This window comes from Actinoplanes sp. NPDC023801, assembly GCF_040639655.1.
Taxonomy (GTDB): domain Bacteria; phylum Actinomycetota; class Actinomycetes; order Mycobacteriales; family Micromonosporaceae; genus Actinoplanes.
The window spans coordinates 65,768-85,152 of sequence record NZ_JBFAAI010000023.1 but is presented as its reverse complement, the minus strand read 5'-3'; the positions used below and the strand labels follow the sequence as shown (position 1 = coordinate 85,152).

Here is a 19,385-nt window from a genome sequence, read left to right as displayed (position 1 = left end):
CCGAGCCCGGCATGGTCACGGGCTTGCCGGAGTGGTGCCGGGGGCGGGCAGCCGCACGGTGAACCGGGTGCCGCACTCCGGCCCCGGCTCGGCGGTGATGGTGCCACCGTGCGCCTCGACCAGCGCCCTGGTGACGGCCAGCCCCAGTCCGGTGCCCTTGATCTTGCGCTCCACCGCGGTGCTGGCCCGGAAGAACCGCGTGAACAGCTTCGGATACTGCTCGGCCGGTATCCCGATGCCGGTGTCGGTCACCTCGACGATCACCGCGTCGGCGGTGGCCCGCGCGCCGACCGTGACGGTCCCCCCGGCCGGCGTGTACTTGATCGCGTTGGAGAGCAGGTTGTCGAGCACCTGCCGCAGCCGCGCCTCCTCGCCGGCGACCATCGGCAGCGGCTCGATGTCGGTGAGCAGCTCCACCTGGGCGGTGATCCGGTGTTCCTCGACGGCCTGACGCACCAGCCGGTCCAGGTGCAGCGGCCGGGGGTCCAGCAGCGCCGGTCCGGCCTCGAACCTCGCCAGGTCGAGCAGGTCCTCGACCAGGTGCACCAGGTGGGCGCTGGTGCGTTCGATGGCGGCCAGCTCCGGCCGGCCGGCGAACTCCGGTTCCTCGAGCAACGAGTCGGTGTACGCCGCGATGATCGCGAGCGGGTTGCGCATCTCGTGACTGACGACCGCGACCAGCTCGTCCTTCATCCGGTCCAGTTCGCGCAACCGGCGTACCTGCTCCTGTTCCTGGGCGAGCAGCGCCTCCCGACGGTCGGCGAGCTCCCGTCGTTCGGTGACATTGGTGGCGATCCCGTCGACGTACAGGATGCCGTTCTCGAACCGGGGGAACCCGCGGCACCAGATCCAGCGGGTGACGCCGTCGAAGCCGGCGAACCGCGATTCGAACTCGGCCGGCCGGCCGGCGGACACCTCGTCGTGATAGTGCCGGAACTGCGGCAGGTCGTCGGGGTGGATGTGCTCGGCCATCACGTGGGCGAGAGTGTCCGCGGACGGCAACGGCCCGCCGAACACCCCGCTCTCACCCGGGCTCACGTACATCGTCCGCCAGCGGTCGGGCGGGTCGTACCGGATACTCCAGACGCAGTCGTTGACCAGATCGATCACCCGGTCGAAGTCGCGCCGGGCGGTGGCCAGCGCCAGGGTCAGGTCCTCGGCGCGGCGGCGTTCCACGAACCGGCCCACCTGTGCCGCGATGTCACGCAGTACAGCCAGGATGTCGTCGTCCCGGCGGACCCGGGTATCGGAGAAGAACGCCAGAGCGCCGGCCACCCGGGTGCCGGAGTACACCGGCATGCCGATCGCGGCGCGCAGTCCCAGCCGGTGCCCGAGCGACAGCCGGCCCGGATCGGCGAGGTCGCCGAGCAGATCGTTGCTCCAGATGTCGGCGCCCCGCTCCCAGACCGCCCCCGGCACGCCCTGGCCGATGCGGAAGGAGAGCGGATCGGCACCGGTGAACGCGGCCAGGTCGATGCCCGCCCGGCTCCACGACCCGGCCCGTACGATCCGATGTCCTTCCTCGTCGACCTCCCAGTACTCGGCGCACACCCAGCCGAGCTCCGCGGCGACGCCCGCGGCCGAGGCCATCGCGGCGTCCCGCGCCGAGACCGCCTCGGACAGCGCCTGCGCGACCGCGTGCCGGCAGCGGCGCAGCATCTCGGCCCGGTAGGCGTCGGTGATCTCGTGCATGGCGACGACCGCGCCGAGGCGCCGGCCCCCGTCGGTGTCGATCGGCCGGGCGTTGGTGAGGAAGCGGCGCGGCGGCCGGTCCGGCGCGCACACCACCACCTCCCCGTGCTGCACCGTCTCCCCGGCGAACGCACGGGCCAGCGGTACCTCCGCCGACTCCATCGGGGTACGTCCGTCGGCCGCGTACAGGTGATAGATCTGCGCCCAGGACTCCACCTCGATCGGCTGCAGGTCCTGTCCGTGGATCTCCCGCATCGCGGCGTTGAAGTGGGCCAGCCGCCCGTCGCTGCCGCACGCCGCCACCCCGGTGTCCAGGCTGTTCAGCAATGCCTGGAGGAAGGCCCGTTCCTGTTGCAGTTCCGCACGGGCGGTGGTCCGTGCCGTGATGTCGTGCAGGAACGCGTGATAGATCGGTTCGCCGCGCTCGTGCTGGAGCTGCAGGGTCATCTCGACCGGGAACTCCCGGCCCTGGCGATCGACAGCGGTCAGCTCGAGCCGGTGGCCGGCCAACTCGGAGACCCCGGTCCGGCGTACCCGCGCCATGCCCGCATCGTGTGCCTCCCGCAGCGCCGGCGGGATCATGAGCTCGGTGGCGAGCGACCCGATCGCCTCGTCGGCCGGCCACCCGAACAGTTGCTCGGCCGCCCGGTTCCAGGCGGTGATCCGGCCGCGGCCGTCCATCGACACGAACGCGTCCTGGGCGCACTCCAGGACCGCACGCAGGCGTGCCGCGGTCCGCAGCGCGTCGTCGCGCTCGTCTCGCAGCGCCGTCTCCGGTGCGGGGATGAGGTGGTTGTGTTGCGCCATCACCGAAACCGATCGGCAACCCGGCGCTTCCGCTGAGGGTGACCGCGGTCTCCTCACATCGGGATTTAACGATTCTTCCTCCGGAGCCGCCGCCCGCCCGTTGGCAAGAATGAGACTAGCCTCCTAGGAAGCCTTGAGGGCGGTACAGTTCGCGGGCGTGACTGACACTCCTCTGATCACTGTGGCCGGGCCCGGCGACCGGCAGCGCATCGTCGATTCGCTGGTGGCGGCGTTCCCGGTTGATCCCGTTCTGCGGTTCCTCTTTCCCGGCGACTATCCGCGGCAGGCGGCGGCCTTCTTCGGGTACCTCTTCGACAAGCGGGTGAACCGGGGCACCGTCTGGACCATCGACGGTGTGGCGGCGGCGATCTGGGAGCCGCCGTCCGGGGGCGACGACCCGGCGGACGGCATCGATCTCCCGGCTGACGCGGGCGAGCGGATGAAGGAGTACGACGCCGCCGTGCACGCGGCCCTGCCGGACGAGCCGTTCTGGTACCTGGGCGTGCTCGGCACCCGCCCCGAGGCGACCGGCCGTGGCTGGGGCAGGGCACTGATGGCCGCCGGTCTCCGCCGAGCCGCCGAGGACGGTCTGCCCGCGTTCCTCGAGACCAGCAAACCGGAGAATGTGGACTTCTACCGACGGGCCGGCTGGGAGGTGGCGGCCGAGTTCGACAGGCCGCTGCGTACCTGGGTCATGAAGCAGTAACGCGCTGGGCATTCCGCGGAACCCGGCCGGCGGCCCATGGCCCCCCAAACGGCAGCCGGCCGGGATCCGTGCGCCGACTGTCGGCGGGCTTCACCCGTACCTTAGGAAATGCCGGGTTGGTCCAGGCCGAGCAGGTGGTCGAAGAGCCGGAAGCGGAACACCACGGTGAGGGCCAGATACCAGAGGATCAGGGCCGGCAGCACCACGAAGAACACCGGCTTCGACGGGCCCATCAAACCGAAATAACTCCATAGCGCGGGTACGCAGAGAACTGCGCTGAACAGCACCGACAGCCCCAGCACGAGCAGGGCCGGCCGTTTGTCGCCGGTCGGCGCGGTCCACGCCGCGAAGAACCGCGAGCGCGGTGCCAGGAACAGGATCAGCAGGAACGACGCGAAGCAGAAGAACGTCGACAGGCCGGTCTGCGCCAGGATCGTCGCCGCGGCCGTGGTGAAGTCGGCGTCCAGCGCGTACCGCAGGCCGGTGATCCGTTCGAACTCGTGGATGATCCGTTCCGGCGGACGGCCGGAGCTGAAACCTTCCGACACCATCCGGTACAGCGCCGTGTAGACGGCTGTGCCGAACGTCGCCGTCACCACCGCGGCCGGCACCACGAACCGGACCAGGTTGCGCACCATGTGCGGGTCGGGCCGGTCGGATCTTGCCCAGAAGGTGAGGAACACCGTCGGGATGCCGACCGTGAACATGGTCAGTCCGACCTGCGTCGGCGAGTAGGGGAAGCCCAGCTGGAGCATGGTGACGGCCAGGATCACGAGTCCCTGGCTGGCGACCCGGGCCAGGAAGACGTAGAGCGAGAGCCCGATCCCGTTGATGATCCGCCGGCCCTCCCGCTGGGCCGGTGGCAGCGCCGCGAAGTCGTCGTCGACCAGCACGATGTCCGCGACGTCCCGGGTCACCGCGCTGCCGCTGCGCATCGCGACGCCGACGTGTGCCTGTTTCAGGGCGCGGGCGTCGTTCACCCCGTCACCGATCATCGCGACGTAGCGGCCCTGGCGGCGCAGCGAACGGACGATGCGTTCCTTCTGCTCGGGCGCCACCCGCCCGAAGATCGCGGTGCGGCTGACCAGCCGATCCAGTGCCGGATCGTCGAGAACGTCCAGGTCGGCACCGGGAACCGGTTCGGAACCGGCGATGCCGGCGCGGGCGGCGATCGCGGCGACGGTACGCGGATCGTCGCCGGACAGCACTTTCACGTCCACCCCGTCGGCGCGGAACCGGGCCACCGTCGCCACGACGTCCGCACGCAACTCGTCGGCGAGGACAGCCAGCGCGACCGGCGCCAGCATCGGCAGGTCCGGCCGTCCCGCCGCGTCACGCAGCCCGGCCTCCGGGTTCTCGGCGCGGGCCAGCAGGAGCACCCGCAGGCCACGTCCGGCCCGCTCGGCCACCTCGGCGGGCGGGACGTGCTGCCGCAGCCGTGCGGCCAGCGCGTCCGGGGCGCCCAGCACCCACGTCCCCGACTCGGTGACCATCCCCGACCAGCGCAGCGACGACGAGAACGGCACCTCGTCGCGGACGTCCCAGATCGGCCCGCCCAGCGACGAGGCGATCGCCAGCGCCGTCAGGTTCGGGGTGACGGCGTTGTGGGCCAGCCCGCCGAGCGCCTCCGCCGCCTCGCCGTACTCGTGCCCACCCAGCGGGACGATCTCCTCGAGGGTCAGCTGACCGGTCGTGAGGGTGCCGGTCTTGTCGGTGCAGATCACGTCCACGTTGCTGACCGACTCGACGGCGTTGACCTGCTGCACCAGCGCCCCGCTGCGGGCGATCCGGACCGCCCCGGCCGTGTAGGCGAGCGCGATCAGGAAGAACAGCCCGTACGGCACCAGCCCGGACAGCACCGCGGTGATCTGCACGACCCGCAGCACGCTGAACCCCTCGAGGGCCGCCTGCGCCAGGATGCAACCGCTCATCAGTACGGTCAGCGCCATCACCAGCCGGACGATGAACTCGATGCGGCGTTGCAGCGGCGTACGGTCGGTGGTGGCCCGCCGCGCCTCGGCCGTCAACCGGCCGGCATGACTGTGCACGCCCACGTCGCGGGCCAGCTGATGCCCGTCCCTGGCCACACAGAGGCTGCCCGAGCGCAGCTCGTCGCCGGGATGCTTGACCACCGGCTCGGACTCGCCGGTCAGCAGTGACTCGTCGGCCTCCAGGCGCCCGCCGTCGAGCAGCGGCCCGTCCACCACGATCTGGTCACCGGGCCGGACCCGTACCACGTCTCCGCGGACCACCTGGTCGGGCGTGATCTCCACCTCGTGGCCGTCGCGGACCACCAGTACGCCGGAGCGGTCCAGCAGCTGCAGCCGGTCGAGCTTGTGTTTGGCCCGGATCTCCTGGGCCGCGCTGATCACCGCGTTGATCAGGCCGAGGCCGACGCTGATCAGGGCATCGCTGTACTGGCCGAGGCTCAGCAGGGCGGCGCCGATCACGAACAGGATCAGGTTGAAGAACGAGAAGACGTTGGTCCGCAGAATCTCGGCATAGCCGCGGGATCCGCCCTGCACGGCGGTGTTCGCCTCGCCCCGCCGGCGCCGCGCCTCGGCCTCCACGCCGGTGAGCCCCTCAGCCGGCGCGAGCGTCATCTGTTCCATCGGATCCCAGCCCCCGACCTCAAGGTACATATCGCCCAGGAGGCTGCGATCCGATTCGCCGTCATTGGTGGTGGCCGGGCAGACGACGACGGCGGCCCGGGCGGCGCCCCGCACAGTGATCGGCCGGGTGCTGTTCGGGGCGGCGCAACCTCCCGTTCGATGTCCCGTCATCGATGGCCGTCGCCGGCGGGAGCCAGCCGGATCCGCCGCCCGGCCCTGCCGGCCCGGCAGTCCGCTCAGGACGGCTCCACGCTGTGAATTCCGGGTCGTGTCTGGACTGTGCAGGCCCGTGACGCCCGGGATCCGTATGCACGGTCTGCTCGTTTGCACAGCGCCGGGCCGCCTTGCGGCATTAACCTGCCCGCCGCCCGCCGCTCCTAGCGTCGAGTCGATCACGCCCCGGCCGCGCCCGCTCATCGAGCGGCGCCCCTGCGTAAGCGAGTCGACATGCCTGCACAACCGGATGTCACCGTCGTCATCCCGACGTGTGGCCGTCCACATCTGGCCGTCCGGGCGGTCGGCAGCGCCCTCGCCCAGACCCACCGTGACCTCGAGGTCGTCGTGGTCGTCGACGGTCCCGACGCGGACACCACCGAGGCGCTCGCCGCGATCGGCGACGACCGGCTGCGGGTGATCGTCCTCCCCGAGCGGGGCCGCGCCCCGAACGCCCGCAACGTCGGCGCGCGGGCGGCCCACGGCCGGTTCGTGGCCCTGCTCGACGACGACGACGAATGGCTGCCCAACAAGATCGAGGTGCAGCTCGCCCTGGCCGCCGGATCCCGGGCCGAGTTCCCGATCGTCGCCACCCGGCTGATCAACCGCACGCCCCGCGCCGACTCGGTCATGCCGCGCCGGCTGCCCGGCCCCGGCGAGCCGCTGAGCGAATACTTCACCGTCCGGCGTGGCCTGTTCTACGGTGACGGCTTCATCCAGACGTCGACCATCATGGTCCCGGCCGAACTCCTGCGCCGGGTGCCGTTCACCGTGGGGCTGCGCCGTCAGCAGGAACTCGACTGGGCGCTGCGGGCCGTCCGCGAGGACGGGGTGGAACTGCTCTACGCCGAGGAGCCGCTCGTGCTCTGGCACCAGGACGAGGACCGTGACCGGATCAGCCTGCACAACCCGTACGACGAACAGCTCGGATGGCTGCGCGACAACCGGCATCTGTTCACGCCCCGGGCGTACGCCGCCTTCACCCTCAGCGTGATCAGCTCGATGGCCGCACCCGGACGGCAGGGCCGCCACTTCCGCGAACTGCTCGCCGAGGCCCGGCGGCACGGCCGGCCCGGCACCCTCGACTACCTGACCCACCTGCAGATCTGGGCACTGCCGCCGGCGCTGCGTGCCCGCCTCCGGGACCTGGTCGTGGGCCGCCGCCCCGAACCGCAGACCACCGACTCACCCGAGCCGGTCGATGTCGCCTGACCCCGCCGCTCCCCGGCCGGATCTGCGCCGGGTCGCGATCTGGCGCAGCGCGATGCTTCTCGGCTCGGAGACGTTCATCCGGGGCCAGGGTGACGCGCTGACCCGCTGGACGCCGACCTACGTCGGCGCTACCCGGATCACCTCGGCACTGTCGCGTCCGGACGATGTGATCGCGTTCCCGGACGGCCCCGCCGGGCGGCGGGAGTTCCTCGGCCTGCGGCTCGGCGGCACCTCACCCCGGCTACGGGCGGTCCTCGCCCGGATCCGGCCCGACCTGGTGCACGCCCACTTCGGCGGCGACGGCTGGCTGATCAGCCGTACCGCTCAGCAACTCGGCGTGCCCCTGATCGTCACCGTCCACGGCCACGACGTCACCCGCCAGCCGCAGAGCCCCGGCCTGCACGGGCTTCGGTACCGCCGCAACCTGCGCGCCGTCTTCGGCAGGGCCGCCCTGGTCATCGCCGTCTCCGAGATGATCCGCGACCGCGCCGAGGCGTGCGGTGCGGACCCCGCCCGGATCCGTGTGCACCACACCGGTGTACCCGTGCCCGCCACCCCACCGGTCCTGCCGAAACGCTGGGACATCGCGTTCGTCGGCCGGTTCGTCGCCAAGAAAGGCGTCGACGACCTGCTCACCGCCGTGTCGCGGATCACCGCGCCGAAACCGCGGGTGGTGCTCATCGGCGACGGGCCGCTGCTGCGGGAGATGCGGGCCATGGCCGAGCGGCTCGGTGTCGACGCCACCTTCGTCGGCAGCCAGCCACCGGACTCGGTGCAACGGCACCTCGCCGAATCCCGGATCCTCGCCGCCCCGTCGAAAACCGCTCCCGACGGCGACACCGAGGGCCTGCCGACCACCATCCTGGAGGCGGCCGCCCTCGGACTGCCCGTCGTGGCGACCCGGCACAGCGGCATCCCGGAAGCGGTCCTCGACGGACGTACCGGCCTGCTGAGCCCGGAAGCCGACCCCCGGGCGCTGGCCGCGTCGCTGGTCCGCCTGATCGGCGACGCCGGCCTCCGCCGACGCCTCGGCTCCCACGGCCGTGACCACGTCATCGCCCACTTCGACCTGGACACCCAGACCCGCCGGCTGGAGGCCCTGTACGACGAGGCCATCGCCGAGCACCCGGCCCCCACCGCCCGCCACTGAACCCCGGCCGGCCCTGACCGCTGTCTCGGGCGCGCCGAGACAGCGGTGGTGTCCAGCTGGGTCAGCGGAGGCGGCGGAGGGCGGCGGTGGCCAGGCGTCTGCCTCGGCGGGCGCCGGCCAGGACCGCGGTGGCGGCACGGCCGCCGGGCGTGGCCTTCAGAACGGTGATGATCCGGTGGGCCCGGTTCAGTTCGGACTGCAGGGTTGCGGTCCTTTGCTCGTACCAGATGAGCTGGGTTTTTGCCTCGTCCAGCCGCCGTGCCAGGAGATCGTGCGCGGCGGTGAGCTCGCGCAGGGTCTCCGGGGTGGCGCGGGGCACGGCCGGCGGGATCTCGGAGTGGCCGGCCATGGCCGCCAGCAGCTGTCCGATGTCGTCGGCGGGCCACAGATGCGACAGCCCTTCGGCGTGCATGGCGGCTGCCAGCTGCGACAGGGCGGGAGCGGCGGCGGGCGCGGAAGCAGCAGCGAGTGCGGCGGCGGGAGCGGCGGGCGGCGTAGGAGGTGGGGCGTGCAGCGTGCCGTCGGGGGAGATGACGATCGCATCGGCCGGTACGTCCGCGTGCACCCCGGACTGCCAGGCGGTGAGCAGCGCCCGGAACGACGGCCGGTCCCCGGAGCGGGCCGCGGCCAGCAGAACGTCGTGCAGGCACTCGCCGGCCGCGACGGGAACACCGCCGGCCAGCCAGCCGCCGGGTGTCCGCAGTAGATGACCGTCCGCGACCAGACCGTCCGGGAGGGGCGCCGGACGGTGACCGGGCCGGGCCGCGACGACGATCCACGCCGGAGCGAGCGGGACGGCAAGACCGTGCCGGAGAAGGTCGTCCGCGAGCGGCCGTGGGTCGGCCAGCAGCGGCCCGCCGGGCAGTCCGGCGCGGCGCAGTGCCGTCGTCAGGTACCCGTGCAGCTGAGGATCGTTCAGGGCGTCCTCGCTGAGCAGCACCGTCGGTGACTGCGGCGCCGGGTACGCGGCGTAGGCGCGCAGCGGTTCGAGCCCGGCGGCGCGCAGGTGATCACGGACCGCGCCGGGCCCGGCCGGAGTTTCCCGCGAGAAAGGAGCCCAGGCGGAGTCGTCCGGCGGCAGCGCACCGGCGTAGAGGCGGTTCAGTCCGACCGGGTTCGTCACCGACAGCAGCAGCCGGCCGCCGGGCCGCAGCACCGCGAGCAGCCGGTCGAGCGCGGCCGGCCACGGCAGGTCGGCGGCCTCGGTGGAGCCGGTCCGGTCCAGGCCGTCCAGGGCGACGACGGTGTCGTACGCCGGAACGGCCGCGAGCTTGTCGAGACTGCCGCAGCACACCTGGACGCCGGGGCGGTCCACCCAGCGCGCGGCCAGTTCCTCCGCGTCGGGCACCCCGCGTACCAGAACCGTCACCTGCCGGGCCGGTATCGCGTCGACCAGTGCCGGGTCGTGCGGCCCCACCACGAGAACGTGCCCGTGCGCCGAACCGGCGAGTTCGCGCAGCGGCACGCCACCGGCGGGGGAGTGGTCGGACCAGTGCGGCATCTCGCCGCCGAGCAGAAGCGGAGTCATGCCGTCGTCCAATGGAACAGGTGCCGGAGTTCGGCAGGGGACAGGGTACGGTCGGCGCCGAGCTCGTCGGCGGCGATGTCACGGGCGGTGGCCACGTCGATGTGCGGGCCGTGCAGGTCGGCCCACTGGCGGCGGATCCGGGAACGGCCGCCGAACAGGTCCTGCTCGCCCTGCAGCTGCATCGGGTCGCCGTAGACGGCCGGTTCGCAGCCGGCCAGCACGCCGTAGAAGACGGCGCTGCACAGCCGGTTAGACGCCACCCGCAGATGCCGGCGCTGTTCGGCGAGCTGCCGGGAGAGGAAGTCCGGGTCGAGGTCCTTCCACCAGCCGCCGCGGTAACCGTGGCAGATCACCCGGAACCCGGCCTGCTCGTAGCGGCGGCGCACCCGGGGCGTCCGGTACTCCTGCCAGTAGAGACAGACGGTGACCGGGCCCGTCTCGGTGTCGCGGATCTCGGCGATCAGGCGGTCGTGGTCGCCTTCCACGTGCTGGCCCTCCCAGCCGTGGAACGGGTACCAAATCGTGCCTTCGCGCCGCTGGTCCGGCTTCTCCGGTTCCATTTCGGTGAGGTACGCCCACGGGGCGCCCACCACATGCACGTCACGCCGTCCCATCGACCAGGCCCGGCGGCGGGTGCGTTCGCTCCACACGAACGTCGGTACGCCCGGGACGAACTCGTGGTCGGGGGCGAGGCCGTCGCCGATGTTCCAGCCGTGCTGCAGATAGCCCTGGATGCGGGGCGGGTCGGCGTCGAACCCGCACCAGCGGGCCAGCACGTACGAATGGCCGTAGTAGTGGTTGGCGTGGTGCACGCCCCATCCCACCGTGGGAAGGCGTACACCACGCGAACAGCAGAAGATCAGCCGGTGACGGCGAGCAGGGCTTCGGCGTACGCCTTGTGGCCCTCGGCGGTCGGGTGGTACGACTCGGACAGGTTGTCGCGGATTCCGTGGATCCACGGCTCCTTGGTGCACGCGCCGTGACCCTCGAAGGCCTTGCGCACGTCGACGAAGGTGAAGCCCTGCTGGGCGGTGGCCCGGCCCTTGATCAGCTCGACGAGCGAGTCGGCGCCGGAATTGAGAGCCTTGCGGCGGGCGTCGGTCAGTGACTCGCAGGACACCCCGGACGAGCCCGGCTCGGCGACCAGGTGCGGGTAGCCGAGGACGTACACCTTCGCGTTCGGCGCCCGGTCACGGATGACCTTGTAGAGGGAGTCGAGTTCGGCCGGCAGCGTGCTCTCGGCCGCGGCGATCGCCGTGTCGACCGCCGACTGGCACGTCTTGTCGTCGGTGAGCAGACACTTCTGCAGGGTCCCGGACCAGCCTGCGTCGTTGCCGCCGACGGTCAGGGTCACCCAGCCGGTGGTCTGGCTCAGGGCGGTGAGCTGCTCGAACCGTACGTCATTGATCTTCGCACCGGCGCAGGTCGCGTCGGTGACCTTGCCCAGTCCGGTGGCAGCGCGCAGCTTGGCCCAGACCTGCGGGTAGCCGCCGTCCTTGCTCTGCACGCAGTCCGGGTTGTCGCCGTAGTTGCCGGCGCCGAGGCCGGCCGCGTACGAGTCACCGAGCGCCACGAAGTCGCGGGCGTCCACGGCCTTCGTGGCGGCATCCTCGGCTCCGCCGCAGGCGGTGAGGGCGGCCAGCGCCACCGCGGTGGTCGCGACCGAGATCCAGCGTCGCTTCAAAGCAACTCCTTACCGAAGAGTAGGTCCCGTGAATAATGCATGACGCCCGCATTCCGGCATACTTCTGACCCGTGACCTCACGTGAGCCCCGCCTGGAGATCGAGTACTGCACGCAGTGCCGCTGGCTCATGCGAGCGGCGTGGACCGCACAGGAGCTGCTCACCACGTTCACCACCGACCTGGGCGAGGTGGCATTGGTGCCGGGCGTCGGCGGGGTCTTCGAGGTCCGGCTCGGCGGGGAGACCCTCTGGTCGCGCAAGGCCGAGGGCGGTTTCCCCGAGCCGGCACAACTCAAGCGTCTCCTCCGGGACCGGATCGCCCCCGGCCGATCGCTGGGGCACAGTGACGGTCACAAGTCGGGCACGGCGGCCGGGAGTAGGGCAGAGTCGGACGGGTGATGTCCCGCTGGACGTGGTACGTCCCTCTGCTGGCACTGCTCGCCCTTGGCCTGACGTTCGGCCGTGACCTGCCCGCGGCGGTCGTCGCCGTGGCCTCGCTGCTGCTGGCCGGTGCGGTCCTGGCGGCCGTGCACCACGCCGAGGTGGTGGCGCACCGGGTCGGCGAGCCGTACGGTTCGCTGATCCTGGCCGTCGCCGTCACCGTCATCGAGGTGGCGCTGATCGTCACCCTGATGGTGAGCGGCGGTGAGAAGGCGCAGTCCCTGGCCCGGGACACCGTCTTCGCCGCCGTGATGATCACCTGTAACGGCATCCTGGGCCTGTCGCTGCTGGTCGGGGCCCTGCGCCGACGGATCGCGGTCTTCAACCCGGAGGGTACCGGCGCCGCGTTCGCCACGGTCACGGCGATCGCCACGCTCAGCCTCGTGCTGCCGACGTTCACCACGAGCCGGCCGGGACCCCAGTTCAGCCCGGCCCAGCTGGGCTTCGCCGCGGTCGTGTCGCTCGGCCTCTACCTGCTGTTCGTGGCCGTGCAGACCCGGCGCCACCGCGACGACTTCGTGCCGATCACCACAGCCGGCGAGGTGATCGAAACCGAGGAACACCTGGAACAGCCGTCGGCCCGGGCCGCGTGGCAGAGCCTCGGCCTGCTGTTCGTCGCCTTGGTCGCGGTCGTCGGGCTCGCCAAGGGTGTCTCCCCGACCATCGAGGCGGCGGTCGCCGGGGCGGGGCTGCCGCAGTCGGTCGTCGGCGTGGTGATCGCGCTGCTGGTGCTGCTGCCGGAGACCATCGCCGCCGTTCGCGCCGCCGCCCGCGACCGCATACAGACCAGCCTCAACCTGGCGCTGGGGTCGGCGATGGCAAGCATCGGCCTGACCATCCCGGTGATCGCCACGGCGATGATCTGGCTGGAGGGACCGCTGCTGCTGGGGCTCGGCGGCACCCAGATGGTGCTGCTGGCGCTCACCGTGGTGGTGGGCACCCTGACCGTGGTGCCGGGCCGGGCCAACATCCTGCAGGGCGGCCTGCACCTTTCACTCCTGGCGGTGTTCCTGTTCCTGGCCGCGAGCCCGTGACGCCTGGCCCGTGACGCCGTGAGCCGCGCCGTGACGCCGTGAGCCGCATGCCCGTGATCAACCGGGAACGGTAGATTGCAGCGGGTGACCGAGACGCTGGAGCGCGAGAGCGTAGCCGATCCCCCGCCCAGCGGGCGCCGAAACCGGCGCATCAGTTCCGTCGAGGCGCTGGCCGTCGTTCTGGTCCTGCTGGTGATCTTCCGGGACCGGCTCTCCGGGCTGGTCTCCGGCGCCGCCCTGCAGACCTGGATCACCGTGTTCGTCTCGGTGCTGGTGCAGGCCGTCCCGTTCCTGGTCTTCGGGGTGCTGCTGTCGGCGGTCATCGCGGTCTTCGTGTCACGCTCGTTCTGGGCCCGTGCGCTGCCGAAACACCCGGCTCTCGCGGTCCCGGCCGCCAGCATGGCCGGTGTGGTGCTGCCCGGCTGCGAATGCGGCGCGGTGCCGATCGCCGGCTCCCTCATCCGGCGCGGCGTGACACCGGCCGCGGCGCTCGCCTTCCTGCTGGCCGCGCCCGCCGTCAACCCGATCGTGCTGACCGCCACCGCGGTCGCGTTCCCCGGCAACCCGGAGATGGTGCTGGCCCGCGGCCTGGCCAGCCTCGTCGTGGCGATGCTGATGGGCTGGCTCTGGCTACGGCTCGGCCGGACCGAGTGGATCAGGCTGCCGCACCGCCCGGACCTGGAGGGCGCCTCGAAGGGGCAGGCGTTCTGGTCGGCGTGCCGGCACGACGTGATGCACGCCGGTGGCTTCCTGGTGGTCGGGGCCGCGGCCGCCGCCACGATCAACGTGGTCGTCCCGGAGGCCTGGCTGCAGACCCTGGCGGCCGATCCGGTGCTGTCGGTGCTGGCCCTGGCCGTACTCGCCGTGCTGTTGTCGATCTGCAGTGAGGCCGACGCGTTCGTCGCCGCCTCGCTGTCGCAGTTCTCGCTGACGTCGCGTCTGGTGTTCCTGGTGGTGGGGCCGATGGTCGACCTGAAACTGATCTCGATGCAGGCCGGGGTGTTCGGACGCCGGTTCACCATGCGTTTCGCGCCGGCGACGTTCGTCGTGGCGGTGCTCGCGGCGGTCGGCGCCGGGGCGGTGCTGCTGTGAACCGGCAGGCCCAGGCGGTCGTCCTGTTCCTCTTCGGCGGGGCGATCCTCAAGGCGTCGCTCACCGACCTCTACCTGAATTACGTCAAGGAGAGTCTGCGGCCCTTCATCGTCGCGGCGGGTGCGGCGCTGGTCGTCGCCGCGATCATGACGATCTGGTACGACCTGCGCGGCACCCCGGAGCAGCACGAGGACGACGGGCACGATCACGGGCACGGGCACCACGAGCCGCGCGTGGGCTGGTTCCTCATCCTGCCGGTCCTCGCCCTGCTGCTGGTGGCGCCGCCCGCGCTCGGCTCCTACACCGCCGGCCAGTCCGGAACGGTGCAGCTCAGCGCCGAGTCCGACTATCCGCCGCTGCCCGCCGGCGACCCGGCCGTGATCGGACTGCTCGACTACGCGTCCCGGGCCGTCTACGACGACGGCCGCAGCCTCGACGGCCGCCGCGTCCAGATGACCGGCTTCGTGTCCGTCGGCGACGACGGCGTCCCCATGCTGGCCCGCATCGTGGTGAGCTGCTGCGCCGCCGACGGCCGCCCGATCAAGGTCGGGCTCACCGGCGGCCCGCTGGTCGACGTGCCGGCCGGGACGTGGCTGCAGGTCACCGGCCGGTACACCGCCCAGCGCGGCAAGGACCCCGTCAACAAGGCCGACATCGCGTACGTCGAGGTGGAACAGTGGCAGCCGGTCAACCCACCGAAGCAGCAGTACGAATGAGCGTCCGTACCCGGATCGCGCTGGCCGCCGCCCTGCTCGCGTCCGGCGCCCTGATCGCCGGGAACCTGCCCGAGCAGCCGCAGCCCGCCGCCGTGGCCGCCGTCCGGCCCACCGTCGAGCAGGAGTGGCCCGGCGCCGCCCGCGCCGACCTGCGGGACCTCACCGTCGAACCGCAGCTCTTCCTGGACGCCACCACCGCCGTCGGCACCGTCACCGACGGGAACTTCGTGCGGCTGCTCGTGGAGAAGGACGGTATCGGCCGGGAACTGCGCCGTCTGCCCGCCGCCGCCGAGCCCCGTTTCGAGGCGATGACCGTCTCCGGCGAGGAACTCATCTGGGCCGAGTCGTCCGGCAGCCGCCCGGTCGAGATCTGGGCGATCCGGCGCGACGGTGGCGACGCACGGCTGCTCACCGCGGACACCGGCAACACCCTCTTCTACGGCAACCAGTACGACCTGGTGGTGGCGGACGGCCGGGTCCACTGGGTGGCCGGCGAGGGCGACGAGACCACCCAGATCCGTTCGGTGGCGCTGACCGGCGGCGACGTCAAGGTCCGCGAGGAGAAGGGCCGCTGGGCGCAGTCGGCCTGGCCGTGGCTCACCGATGACACCGGTGCACAGTCCGGCACCGTCCGCATGCGCGACCAGACCACCGGCCGCGACGTGCGGGTGCCGTTCTCCGGCGCGGAATGGGGCATGTGCGGGCCGGCCTGGTGCCGGGTGATGGTGATGAACGGCGAGGGCCTGGCGCGGATCGATCTGATGCGCCCCGACGGGTCCGATCGCCGCCGGATCGCCGGTCCGAACACCCAGGCCGCGGTGAGCGACGTGGCGGTACTGGACCGGTTCGAGATCCTGTCCGAGCCGGGTCCCGAGTTCGACCTCACCGGAACCGCCGGCCTGATCGTCCACGACCTCAAGAGCGGTCGCACCGTGACGCTCTCCGCGGCCGCCGACCTCGCCGCCACCAAGGACGGCGTCCTCTGGTGGTCGACCGGCACCCGCGACGCCGCCGTCTGGCACACGCTCGACCTGCGAACGGTCTGACCCCGCTCCGGTTGACGGTCGACCGGAAGCTCACCGGGTCGTGGAAGTTCCCGTGAACTGCCGGGAACTTCGATCGGTGCTCCGCCGACTAACGGGCATCGCCGAGCTTGAGGAAGATGATGCCGACTCGTACCGTTCTCGCCACCGCGGCTCTCGCCCGTACGGTTCTCGCCGGCTGCGGCGCGGCCCGCTCAGCGGTGCGACGGAGTTCGACGAGCCCGACTTCACCGTCCCGGACACGACCGGCCTGCCCGCGATGCCGGACTTCGCGCACGTCACCCGGGCCAGGATGACGGATCCGCGATTCAAGATCCTGCGACGGCCGTACCACTATGACGAGGCGCCGGACGAACAGGGCCGCCCCGGCAGCGGGCTCGTGTTCGCGTCGTACCAAGCTGACATGGTCCGGCAATTCCTCCCCATCCAACGACGTCTCGCCGAGAAGGACCTGTTGAACGAATGGACCACACCGATCGGATCCGCGGTCTTCGCCGTACCTCCCGGCTGCTCCGAGGGCCGCTGAATCGGCGAGCGGGTGCTCGCCTGACCCGGCCGCTGCTCGCCCTCGCCGCGCTGCTGGCCGTGCTGCTGCCGGGCGTCCCCGCCTGGGCCCACAACGCGCTGGCCGAGGCGAACCCGGCCAAGAACGCCACGCTGAAGAAGTCGCCGTCCGAGGTGAGACTGCGGTTCCTGCAGAAGCTGGACCCCGGCTACACCACCATCACGGTCAGCAACGCCGGGAGGGAGAAGGTCGGCACCTCGGCGCCGGAGGTGGACGGCTCCACCGGCTCGGTGACCATCGACGCGCCGCTGGCCAACGGCGTCTACACGGTCGCCTACCAAGTGGTCTCCACCGACGGGCACACCGTGAAGGGCTCCTACGAGTTCACCGTCGCCAACCCGGCGCCCGCTCTGGAGCCGGGTCCGGTGGTCGAGGACTCGGAGGCGCCCGCCGATCCGGAGGAATCGTCCGCCGCCCCGTCGTCCGCCGTGACGGCCGCGTCCGAGCCGCCGCTGCAGGCCGGGCCGGCGCAGACCGTCTCGACGACCTACGACCCCACCTACCTCATCATCGCCGGCGTCGTGGTGCTGCTCGCCGCGGCCGGTGCTTTCCTGTTCCTCCGTCGCCGCAAGGCGTGAAAGGTTCCCCCATGAAGCAGACAGCGCTGCGGCACGCCGCCACCGTCACCGCCGTCGCGGCGGTATTCGTGCTCGCCCTGGCCGGACCGGCGGCCGCGCACGTGACCGTCAACCCGAGCGGCACCGCCACCCAGGGTGGCTACACCAAGGTGGCGTTCCGGGTCCCGAACGAGAGCGACACCGAGTCCACGACCAAGCTGGAGATCACCCTGCCGGCCGACAGCCCGATCGGGTCGGTGTCGGTGCGGCCGGTGCCGGGCTGGACCGCGGTCGCCGAGAAGTCGAAGCTGGCCACGCCGGTCAAGGTGCACGACAGCGAGATCAGCGAGGCGGTCACGAAGATCACCTGGACGGCGGCCGCCGGTTCGGAGATCAAACCGGGCACCTTCCAGGAGTTCGACGTGTCCCTCGGCCCGCTGCCGCAGACCGAGCAGATGGTGTTCAAGGCGCTGCAGACGTACTCCGACGGCACGATCGTCCGCTGGATCGACGAACCGACCACCGACGGCACCGAGCCGGAGAGCCCGGCGCCGGTGCTCAAGCTGGCCGCCGCCGGGGCCGCCGCTCCGTCCGCTGCCGCGCCGGCACCGACCGCCGGGGCCGCCGCTGAGGAGAGCGACAGCGGCAACGGCACCGCCTGGGGCATCGCCGGCCTGGTCGCCGGTCTGGCCGGCCTGGTTCTCGGCCTGCTCGCCTACCGCCGGGCCGCGCAGACCACACCCTGACGCCCGAGGCCTGACGCCACGCGTCCGGCGCCGACCGCCGTACCCGTCCCACTCCTTGGGGCGGGACGGCGGTCAGCCGTACGAAACGACGGTCACTGACCGTAGGCGGCTTCGACGTCGGCCGGGGCCCGCATCCGCCAGGCGTCGGTGATCAGCTCCGTCAGTCGTCCGGGTGAGACCCGCTCCAGTCGCAGCATCACCAGCGGCAGCCCGTCGTAGCCGGGTGTGGTGAAGAACAAGTCCGGCTCGCCGAGGAGCAGTGCCTGCTTCTCCGCCTCGTCCCCGACGAACAGCACGGCCACGTCGGTACGGATCACCCGTGGTTGTCCGGGTAGACGTTCCGGATATGACCAGACGAACCCCTTGCCGGCCACCCGGAAGTCGAAGCCGTCGCTGTCGATCTCCTCGACCTCGGGCAGGGCGAGGGCCAGCCGTCGCACGTCATCCGCGTCACTCACGGTGGTCATTCTGCAACATGCCCGGCAACGCCCGTGGCATTCGATGCCTTGCCTAGTGGTCAGCTAGGCTTCTATTCTCCGATCCAAGAAATAGGAATTCCCCCACAGCCCTGGCGGTCGGCACATGCAGAAACTCCTTCTCCTAGCTCTTGTCGGGCTCGGCGCGCAGCTGGTCGACGGCAGCCTCGGCATGGCCTACGGCGTAACGTCGACCACCCTCCTGCTCGCGATCGGGACCAACCCGGCGGCCGCCTCGGCCACCGTGCACCTCGCCGAGATCGGCACCACCCTCGTCTCCGGCATCGCGCACTGGCGGTTCGGCAACGTCGACTGGAAGGTCGTTCTCAGGATCGGTGTGCCGGGCGCGATCGGCGCCTTCGCGGGCGCGGTCGTCCTCTCCGGTATCTCCACCGAGGTCGCGGCGCCGCTGATGGCGATCATCCTGCTCACCCTCGGCCTCTACGTCTTCCTCCGGTTCACCTTCCAGGGCCTGCCGAAGGGCCAGCTCGGCAAGCCGCTGCGCAAGCGGTTCCTCACGCCGCTCGGCCTGGTCGGCGGCTTCGTCGACGCCACCGGCGGCGGTGGCTGGGGCCCGGTCGGCACACCCGCCATCCTGGCCAGCGGCCGTCTCGAGCCCCGCAAGACCATCGGCTCGATCGACACCAGCGAGTTCCTCGTCGCGATCGCCGCCAGCGCCGGCTTCATCTGGGGCATCGGCAACGAGAACATCGACTACGGCTGGGTCGCCGCGCTGCTGATCGGTGGTGTCATCGCCGCACCGATCGCCGCCTGGCTGGTCCGGCACATCCCGCCGCGTGTCCTCGGTGCCGCGGTCGGCGGTGTGATCATCCTGACCAACACCCGCTCCCTGCTCCGCAGCGACTGGATCGACGCCCCGGACAGTCTCCGTTACGTCCTCTACGGCGTCATCTACGTCGCCTGGGCCGCCGCGATCGTCTACTCGGTGCTCCAGTACCGCAAGAACAAGAGCGAGGACCAGCGCGTCCTTGCCGAGGCGGAGAATGCGGCCGCGGCCGGCGACGCACCCGATGACAGGGACAAGGCATCCGCCCACGCCCCCGACGACAAGGACAAGGCACCCGCCAACGCCTGAGCCGTCATCAAGTGCG

The 19,385-nt window shown here is 71.5% G+C and carries 17 protein-coding genes and 1 pseudogene; 12 read left to right on the top strand and 6 right to left on the bottom strand.

Features of this window, described 5'->3' with window-relative positions:
- Positions 1–15 precede the first annotated feature (15 nt).
- The gene (locus AB0G04_RS32095) at positions 16–2,499 is read right to left on the bottom strand and encodes an ATP-binding protein (protein ID WP_360990359.1); all 2,484 of its coding nucleotides are present in this window, start codon (positions 2,497–2,499) and stop codon (positions 16–18) included.
- A gap of 157 nt (positions 2,500–2,656) precedes the next feature.
- Between AB0G04_RS32095 and AB0G04_RS32090 the strand changes: the two genes are divergently transcribed.
- Positions 2,657–3,205, top strand: coding sequence for a GNAT family N-acetyltransferase (locus AB0G04_RS32090; protein ID WP_360990357.1), 549 nt, complete (start codon positions 2,657–2,659; stop codon positions 3,203–3,205).
- A 101-nt stretch (positions 3,206–3,306) separates the two neighbouring features.
- On the opposite strand, the gene AB0G04_RS32085 is transcribed toward AB0G04_RS32090, so the two are convergent.
- Entirely contained in the window at positions 3,307–5,808 is a 2,502-nt protein-coding gene (locus tag AB0G04_RS32085; protein ID WP_360990354.1) for an HAD-IC family P-type ATPase, read from the bottom strand.
- 456 nt (positions 5,809–6,264) lie between these two features.
- Here AB0G04_RS32085 and AB0G04_RS32080 point away from each other — a divergent pair, with 456 nt between their 5' ends.
- The gene (locus tag AB0G04_RS32080) at positions 6,265–7,242 is read left to right on the top strand and encodes a glycosyltransferase family 2 protein (RefSeq protein WP_360990351.1); all 978 of its coding nucleotides are present in this window, start codon (positions 6,265–6,267) and stop codon (positions 7,240–7,242) included.
- A complete protein-coding gene (locus AB0G04_RS32075; protein ID WP_360990349.1) occupies positions 7,232–8,392 on the top strand; it encodes a glycosyltransferase in 1,161 nt (386 codons plus the stop codon). Before AB0G04_RS32080 ends, AB0G04_RS32075 begins: the two co-directional genes overlap by 11 nt.
- Before the next feature lie 61 nt (positions 8,393–8,453).
- Here AB0G04_RS32075 and AB0G04_RS32070 read toward each other — a convergent pair whose 3' ends face one another.
- From AB0G04_RS32070 to AB0G04_RS32060, 3 genes are read right to left on the bottom strand one after another with little or no spacing between them, the layout of a single operon-like run.
- Entirely contained in the window at positions 8,454–9,920 is a 1,467-nt protein-coding gene (locus AB0G04_RS32070; protein WP_360990346.1) for a hypothetical protein, read from the bottom strand.
- Positions 9,917–10,732 (bottom strand): hypothetical protein, encoded by an 816-nt coding sequence (locus tag AB0G04_RS32065; RefSeq protein ID WP_360990343.1) that lies wholly within the window; start codon positions 10,730–10,732, stop codon positions 9,917–9,919. The genes AB0G04_RS32070 and AB0G04_RS32065 overlap by 4 nt, the downstream gene beginning before the upstream one ends.
- A gap of 47 nt (positions 10,733–10,779) precedes the next feature.
- Positions 10,780–11,604: an SGNH/GDSL hydrolase family protein gene (locus AB0G04_RS32060; protein ID WP_360990340.1), complete on the bottom strand. Its 825-nt coding sequence runs from the start codon at positions 11,602–11,604 to the stop codon at positions 10,780–10,782.
- Positions 11,605–11,675: 71 nt separating this feature from the next.
- Here AB0G04_RS32060 and AB0G04_RS32055 point away from each other — a divergent pair, with 71 nt between their 5' ends.
- The 8 genes and pseudogenes from AB0G04_RS32055 to AB0G04_RS32020 all read left to right on the top strand — a co-directional run bounded on the left by AB0G04_RS32055 (position 11,676) and on the right by AB0G04_RS32020 (position 17,797).
- On the top strand, positions 11,676–12,002 hold the full coding sequence (locus tag AB0G04_RS32055; RefSeq protein WP_360990337.1) for a SelT/SelW/SelH family protein: 327 nt from the start codon (positions 11,676–11,678) through the stop codon (positions 12,000–12,002).
- On the top strand, positions 12,002–13,078 hold the full coding sequence (locus AB0G04_RS32050; protein ID WP_360990335.1) for an ionic transporter y4hA: 1,077 nt from the start codon (positions 12,002–12,004) through the stop codon (positions 13,076–13,078). The genes AB0G04_RS32055 and AB0G04_RS32050 overlap by 1 nt, the downstream gene beginning before the upstream one ends.
- A 96-nt stretch (positions 13,079–13,174) precedes the next feature.
- A complete protein-coding gene (locus tag AB0G04_RS32045; protein ID WP_360990478.1) occupies positions 13,175–14,170 on the top strand; it encodes a permease in 996 nt (331 codons plus the stop codon).
- Positions 14,167–14,886, top strand: a complete 720-nt coding sequence (locus AB0G04_RS32040) for a TIGR03943 family protein (RefSeq protein ID WP_360990333.1) — start codon at positions 14,167–14,169, stop codon at positions 14,884–14,886. Before AB0G04_RS32045 ends, AB0G04_RS32040 begins: the two co-directional genes overlap by 4 nt.
- Complete coding sequence (locus AB0G04_RS32035; RefSeq protein ID WP_360990330.1) at positions 14,883–15,932, top strand: hypothetical protein; 1,050 nt, start codon at positions 14,883–14,885, stop codon at positions 15,930–15,932. The genes AB0G04_RS32040 and AB0G04_RS32035 overlap by 4 nt, the downstream gene beginning before the upstream one ends.
- Before the next feature lie 169 nt (positions 15,933–16,101).
- A pseudogene (locus AB0G04_RS32030) lies at positions 16,102–16,455 on the top strand (peroxidase); the annotation flags it as partial.
- Positions 16,392–17,072: a copper resistance protein CopC gene (locus AB0G04_RS32025; RefSeq protein WP_360990327.1), complete on the top strand. Its 681-nt coding sequence runs from the start codon at positions 16,392–16,394 to the stop codon at positions 17,070–17,072. The pseudogene AB0G04_RS32030 and the gene AB0G04_RS32025, both read left to right, overlap by 64 nt.
- Positions 17,073–17,083: 11 nt before the next feature.
- Positions 17,084–17,797, top strand: a complete 714-nt coding sequence (locus AB0G04_RS32020) for a YcnI family protein (RefSeq protein WP_360990325.1) — start codon at positions 17,084–17,086, stop codon at positions 17,795–17,797.
- Positions 17,798–17,889: 92 nt separating this feature from the next.
- Here the strand turns inward: AB0G04_RS32020 and AB0G04_RS32015 are convergent, their stop codons facing one another.
- Positions 17,890–18,255 (bottom strand): MmcQ/YjbR family DNA-binding protein, encoded by a 366-nt coding sequence (locus AB0G04_RS32015; protein ID WP_360990322.1) that lies wholly within the window; start codon positions 18,253–18,255, stop codon positions 17,890–17,892.
- Between the two features lie 124 nt (positions 18,256–18,379).
- Here AB0G04_RS32015 and AB0G04_RS32010 point away from each other — a divergent pair, with 124 nt between their 5' ends.
- Positions 18,380–19,369, top strand: coding sequence for a sulfite exporter TauE/SafE family protein (locus tag AB0G04_RS32010; RefSeq protein ID WP_360990320.1), 990 nt, complete (start codon positions 18,380–18,382; stop codon positions 19,367–19,369).
- The last annotated feature ends 16 nt before the right edge of the window (positions 19,370–19,385 follow it).

Coding starts and splice junctions, on each gene's coding strand:
- AB0G04_RS32095 (WP_360990359.1), bottom strand. CDS start 2,499: ATGGCGCAACACAACCACCTCATCCCCGCACCGGAGACGGCGCTGCGA.
- AB0G04_RS32085 (WP_360990354.1), bottom strand. CDS start 5,808: ATGACGCTCGCGCCGGCTGAGGGGCTCACCGGCGTGGAGGCCGAGGCG.
- AB0G04_RS32080 (WP_360990351.1), top strand. CDS start 6,265: ATGCCTGCACAACCGGATGTCACCGTCGTCATCCCGACGTGTGGCCGT.
- AB0G04_RS32075 (WP_360990349.1), top strand. CDS start 7,232: ATGTCGCCTGACCCCGCCGCTCCCCGGCCGGATCTGCGCCGGGTCGCG.
- AB0G04_RS32070 (WP_360990346.1), bottom strand. CDS start 9,920: ATGACTCCGCTTCTGCTCGGCGGCGAGATGCCGCACTGGTCCGACCAC.
- AB0G04_RS32050 (WP_360990335.1), top strand. CDS start 12,002: ATGTCCCGCTGGACGTGGTACGTCCCTCTGCTGGCACTGCTCGCCCTT.
- AB0G04_RS32035 (WP_360990330.1), top strand. CDS start 14,883: ATGAGCGTCCGTACCCGGATCGCGCTGGCCGCCGCCCTGCTCGCGTCC.
- AB0G04_RS32025 (WP_360990327.1), top strand. CDS start 16,392: ATGGACCACACCGATCGGATCCGCGGTCTTCGCCGTACCTCCCGGCTG.
- AB0G04_RS32020 (WP_360990325.1), top strand. CDS start 17,084: ATGAAGCAGACAGCGCTGCGGCACGCCGCCACCGTCACCGCCGTCGCG.
- AB0G04_RS32010 (WP_360990320.1), top strand. CDS start 18,380: ATGCAGAAACTCCTTCTCCTAGCTCTTGTCGGGCTCGGCGCGCAGCTG.